Annotated in this window: 4 protein-coding genes and 1 pseudogene; 3 read left to right on the top strand and 2 right to left on the bottom strand. The window is 37.3% G+C overall.

The annotated features are described in order from the left end of the window. A partial coding sequence (locus tag J671_RS21035; protein WP_003193908.1) for an IS30 family transposase occupies positions 1 to 372 on the top strand: 372 nt, incomplete at its 5' end. A gap of 5 nt (positions 373 to 377) precedes the next feature. Here the strand turns inward: J671_RS21035 and J671_RS21030 are convergent. Together J671_RS21030 and J671_RS21025 are read right to left on the bottom strand one after the other, a co-directional pair. Beyond that, positions 378 to 1,361, bottom strand: a pseudogene (locus tag J671_RS21030) (poly-beta-1,6 N-acetyl-D-glucosamine export porin PgaA); the annotation flags it as partial. A gap of 387 nt (positions 1,362 to 1,748) precedes the next feature. Continuing rightward, complete coding sequence (locus J671_RS21025) at positions 1,749 to 2,585, bottom strand: pyruvate, water dikinase regulatory protein (RefSeq protein ID WP_000004354.1); 837 nt, start codon at positions 2,583 to 2,585, stop codon at positions 1,749 to 1,751. 147 nt (positions 2,586 to 2,732) lie between these two features. Between J671_RS21025 and ppsA the strand changes: the two genes are divergently transcribed. Beyond that, on the top strand, positions 2,733 to 5,120 hold the full coding sequence (gene ppsA / locus J671_RS21020) for a phosphoenolpyruvate synthase (protein ID WP_170318176.1): 2,388 nt from the start codon (positions 2,733 to 2,735) through the stop codon (positions 5,118 to 5,120). A 64-nt stretch (positions 5,121 to 5,184) separates the two neighbouring features. Beyond that, positions 5,185 to 5,940 carry an RDD family protein gene (locus J671_RS21015; RefSeq protein ID WP_031983327.1) on the top strand — a complete coding sequence of 252 codons (756 nt, stop codon included), beginning with the start codon at positions 5,185 to 5,187 and terminating at the stop codon, positions 5,938 to 5,940. Positions 5,941 to 6,000: the final 60 nt, after the last annotated feature.

Here is a 6,000-nt window from a genome sequence, read left to right as displayed (position 1 = left end):
TCAGTGCGCAAGGCTTTAACTGAAGCTCTGAAATATTTACCTGCAGAACTGCGTAAAACGTTGACCTATGACCGTGGACGCGAGATGTCAGAACATAAAATACTCGAAGAAGATTTAGGCATAGATGTATATTTCTGTGACCCACATTCACCTTGGCAAAAAGGCACATGCGAAAATATGAATGGTTTAATTAGGCAATATTTACCTAAAGGGATTGATTTAAATCAGGCAGATCAGCATTATTTAAATCAAGTTGCCATGTCACTGAATACTCGTCCTAGAAAGGCGTTAGATTGGCTTACACCATTAGAGAAATTTGCTCAGCTTGTTGATTATCATATGGCTTTTGAAACTGTCGCACCTCATGTTTGAATTCGCCAACTATCAGCAATTGCATGACGTACATATGCCGGTAATTTTTCGAGTGGAATATTCAACTGGGTGAAATTCTCTATAACCGCTTTTGAACGCCCTCTAAAATCTAGCGCATACAAATAATCGTAGTGAAACCTTAAATAGTTAGGGTTGTTTGGTGACATTTGCTGTTGTATTTTTTGCCCTTGTTCTAACACAGCATCTAATTCGGCATAGCTTTCTGCATCTGATAAGCCTTGGCGATTTAAGTATTTATAGCGGGCAATTGCATTATTGACATGCTGAGAAAACTCACTGACTTGTAAAGTTTGCTGTAACTGCTGAGTTTGCTGATTTTTTTCGTTAACTTGAAGTAATTGCTGGGCTTTTTTATATACCCCAATAGCAGCCAAGTCATAAACATACTCTTGCAAAACAGCTGAAGACTTAGAATTTTGCTGATAAGCTTGTTCAATTGTAGCTAAGGCCTCTACGGGCAAATTTATTAAACGGTAAGCATATGCAACCTGTACCAACTGATCAGTATTTAAACCTTTAATGTTGATATTTGATAACTGAGTTTTAGCATTCGTTGAGTCCTGAGCTTCAGCATATAAAACCGATAGTAAGATACGCCCATCGACTGATTTTTGAATATTAAGTTTATTTGACCAATCAATTGCTGTTTGAAAATGTTTAAAATCACGAAAATTTCGAATTAAAGGTAACTTTGCATATTCAGGAAAATTCACATAATTAATATTTTCTAAAAAATTGGAAAAATTCGTCAGATCCTTTTTTTCACTTGACATAACAATTAAATAATCAGCAAGCAATTTTTGATCATACGGATAATGTTTTAACAATTGATCGAGTTGAGAAACAGCCTGTTGAGTTTGGCCTGCTCTATAATTTTGAACAGCTTGCTCACGCAGTACATCAACTTGAGCTGCGTATAAATGAATTGGTAAGAGATATACCAATGAAAAAACACATTTTTTTAGCATTTTGATAATCGGATAGTCCCATATCGAGATGGGAAATTATAGTTAAAAATGTGAAATGCATCACAATAATAAAATAACAAGCGATAGAGTTAATAAATGGAAAATGTGTAGAAAAAAGTATTTGTTTATTTAAAAAATAATTAAAAACAACTATTTATTAAAATATAGATTATTATTTTATATACATTTCTTTTCAAAAAGCTTATTTTATCTCACAAACTCCCCATAAAAAATTTACACGTTGATAACTAATCAGAAACTATTTATTAACTTAGCGTTTTATATTTAAAACTTTTATTTTTAATATGTATTGAAAATAAAAAACCATTCAATTCCAATATATTAATATTATTCAAATTGAATGGTTTAAATAAATATTTGATTTAATTAACCGATACGTCGTTTTAAACCAGTCATTTGTAAAATACGAGTAGAGATTTCTTCAATCGACATTTCAGTTACATTTAAATATTTAATACCTTCTGAAATATAAATACCTTCAATCGCTCTTAATTCCATTTGGCACTGGCTAAAACTTGCGTATCGACTATTCGCTTTACGCTCACTTCGAATCGCCACTAAACGTTCTGCGTCAATCATTAAACCAAAGAGCTTACTACGGTGTTCTCTTAATACTGCTGGTAAACGGTTATCATCTAAATCTTCTTCGGTTAAAGGATAGTTAGCAACACGAATACCAAACTGTAAAGATAGATAAATAGAAGTCGGAGTTTTTCCGGAACGAGACACACCAATTAAAATTAAATCAGCTTTGTCATAGTGTCGGGTGCGTGCCCCATCATCGTTATCAAGTGCAAAGTGAACAGCATCAATACGGGCTTTATAATATTCAGAGTCGGTTACCGCATGTGTTTGCCCAACCAGTGTGGTTGGTGGTGTACCGAGCTCCTGCTCTAGTTTACTAATTAATCCTTCAAACACATCTAGATTAACTGCTTTAGCCGTATTAATAATTTCTCGTACATGCGGATCAACTAAAGTATCAAATACTAATGGTAAGCATCCATCTCTGGTTTGACATTTATTAATCTCAACCACAACTGCCATTGCTGCCTCTTCAGTTGTAATATAAGGCATGATGTGAATATCAAAATCTACATTGGGAAATTGGGCTAATAACGAATGTCCAAGGGTCTCGGCAGTAATCGCAGTTCCATCAGAAATAAAAAAAACACTCCGCTTAAATTGTTTACTTTCTGACATTAAAATTCTCCTTAAACATTTGTCTTAGTGCTATATAATCTTTATAGTAAACTGATCTTACATGACTGTCGCTTAGTAAAATTCTCAACTAAGCACTTTATTTTTTTAATTTCATGCCAAGATAGACATTAATACTGCAAAAGTGGAGTGAAAACTTTGGAAGCGCGCGTAATCGGTCTAGAAAAATTAGGGAAACACGATGTCGAACTCGTAGGTGGGAAAAACTCATCTTTGGGTGAAATGATCAGCCATTTATCAAATGCTGGTGTATCGGTACCTGGTGGTTTTGCAACAACTGCACAGGCCTATCGTGAGTTCTTAGACCAAAGCGGTCTTAACGCTCGAATTCAAGCAGAACTTGCACAGCTTAACGTTGATGACGTAAATGCACTTGCAGAAACAGGCGCTAAAATTCGTCAATGGATTGTAGAGACTCCACTCACTGCAACCTTAGAACAAGAAATTCGCGCCGCTTTTACAGAACTTTCTAACGGCAACCCTGATATCGCGGTTGCCGTTCGTTCATCTGCAACTGCTGAAGATTTACCAGATGCATCTTTCGCGGGTCAACAAGAAACTTTCTTGAATATTCGCGGTATTGATAACGTACTTATCGCCATCAAAGAAGTATTTGCTTCTTTATATAATGACCGTGCTATTTCTTATCGTGTACACCAAGGCTTCGATCATGATGTTGTCGCATTATCTGCGGGTGTTCAGCGCATGGTGCGCTCTGAAACTGGCGCTGCGGGTGTAATGTTTACCCTAGATACCGAGTCTGGTTTCCGTGATGTCGTATTCATTACTGCATCTTACGGTTTAGGTGAAATGGTTGTGCAAGGTGCGGTTAACCCTGATGAATTCTACCTTTCTAAACCATTATTAAATGCTGGAAAACATGCGGTATTACGCCGTAATCTTGGCTCTAAGCACCAGAAAATGATTTATGGTGAAGAAGGCTCAGCAGGTAAGTCTGTGGTTGTTGTCGACGTTGAAAAACAAGAACGTCAACAGTTCGCATTAAATGATCATGAATTACAAGAGTTAGCTAAACAAGCGCTTATTATTGAGCAACATTATGGCGCTCCGATGGATATTGAATGGGCAAAAGATGGTGACGATGGTCAAATCTATATTGTTCAAGCTCGTCCTGAAACCGTAAAAAGCCGCCAAAATGTTGGCACAATGGAACGTTACCTACTCAAGCAAAAAGGTACTGTACTTTGTGAAGGCCGTTCAATTGGGCAGCGTATCGGTTCTGGTAAAGTCCGTATTGTTAACTCAATTAAAGAAATGGACAAAGTACAAGACGGTGACGTACTTGTATCAGACATGACTGACCCAGATTGGGAACCAGTAATGAAACGTGCTGCGGCTATCATCACTAACCGTGGTGGTCGTACGTGTCATGCTGCAATTATTGCTCGTGAACTTGGTGTACCAGCAATTGTAGGTTGTGGTAACGCAACTGAAGTATTAACTGATGGTCAAGAAGTTACTGTTTCTTGTGCTGAGGGTGACACTGGTTTCATCTATGAAGGTGCATTAGATTTTGAAGTTCAACGTAACTCTATTGAATCTATGCCTAAACTTTCATTCAAAATCATGATGAACGTAGGCAACCCTGACCGTGCCTTTGACTTTGCTCAAATTCCAAACGAAGGAATTGGGCTTGCTCGTTTAGAGTTCATTATTAACCGAATGATTGGGGTCCATCCTAAAGCCCTTCTTAACATTGAAAGCTTACCTCGTGAAACTCGTGCTGCTGTAATGACACGTACAGCTGGCTATGCATCACCTGTAGAATTCTATGTTGAAAAACTAGTGGAAGGCATTGCAACACTTGCAGCTGCTTTTGCTGATAAACCAGTCATTGTTCGTATGTCTGACTTTAAGTCAAACGAATATGCAAACCTTATTGGCGGTAAGTTATACGAGCCGGAAGAAGAAAACCCAATGCTTGGTTTCCGTGGTGCAAGCCGTTATGTTTCGGACAACTTCCGTGATTGTTTCGAACTTGAATGCCGCGCGCTTAAAAAAGTTCGTGATGAAATGGGTTTAACCAATATCCAAATCATGATTCCATTTGTGCGTACAGTATCTGAAGCAAAACGCGTGATTGAGTTGCTGGCTCAAAATGGCTTGAAGCGCGGCGAGAATGGCTTAAAAGTCATCATGATGTGTGAATTACCAACTAACGCATTATTAGCTGAACAATTCCTTGAACACTTCGATGGTTTCTCTATCGGCTCTAACGATTTAACTCAATTAACACTTGGTCTTGATCGTGACTCTGGTATTGTTTCTCACTTATTCGATGAGCGCGATGCTGCTGTAAAAGCTCTTCTTTCTATGGCAATTCATGCTTGTCGTAAAGCCGGTAAATATGTCGGTATTTGCGGTCAAGGACCATCTGACCACCCTGACCTTGCAAAATGGCTAATGGAACAAGGTATTGAATCAGTATCTTTAAACCCTGACTCAGTTTTAGATACATGGTTCTTCCTTGCTGAAGAAAAAATCAAGCAAATCTAATTTGTTATAGAAAAAGACCCATCCGTGGGTCTTTTTTCATCTTTAGAATAGAGAATTTTTACTTATGCAAATTTACTTGGCACGTAATAATCAACAAGCTGGGCCTTATACCTTAGAGCAACTAAATCAGATGTTGGCAAGCCAACAAGTTTTACTTACTGATTTAGCTTGGCATGAAGGCATGACAGAATGGAAAGCTTTAGGAGAATTAACCCAAGGTAAACTTGTATATCAACCTACGGGTTATTCTGCTTTTTCAGCAAATACAAATACGCCTTATAACGAGACTATCCAGCAAATTCGAGTCGAGACTAAGACACATGAACTTGCTTCAATTTCATCTCGTGCGCTTGCAAAAATTATTGACTTATTACTTTGGCTACCTATTGCAGCCATTCCATCTTTTTTCTTTAACGAAACTCAATATAAACAACTTTTTGAGTTACAAAAACAGATGCAGTCTGCTGAAGTTGCATCAACCAAAGCAGCTGAACTTCAGCAGCAGCTTTTTACACTAATTCCAGTGGAAGCGTGGCATACAATGTTACTTTATGTAGTAATAATGCTCGCTATTCAAGCATTTTTGTTGACCAAGTTTGGGCAAAGTATTGGTAAAAAAATTGTCGGAATTAAAATTGTCGATGCTGAAACTAATGGTAAAGTTAATCTAACACGTATCTTCTTACTCAGAAGTATCGTTTTCATTATATTAAACTTACTATTTATGCCAATTAGTACAATTATTGACTATGCTTTTGCATTAGGACAAAAGCGACAGGCTTTACATGACAAAATTGCAAGAACAAAAGTGATCAAATGACAGTGAATGACTGATTCATTTAATGTCTAAAAAAAAGGAGGCGCCCCGCCTCCTTTTTTC

The organism is Acinetobacter sp. 1130196 (genome assembly GCF_000588095.1).
Classification (GTDB): Bacteria; Pseudomonadota; Gammaproteobacteria; order Pseudomonadales; family Moraxellaceae; genus Acinetobacter; species Acinetobacter nosocomialis.
The sequence above is the reverse complement of the archived record's forward strand: the minus strand, read 5'-3'. Positions and strand labels throughout refer to the sequence as shown.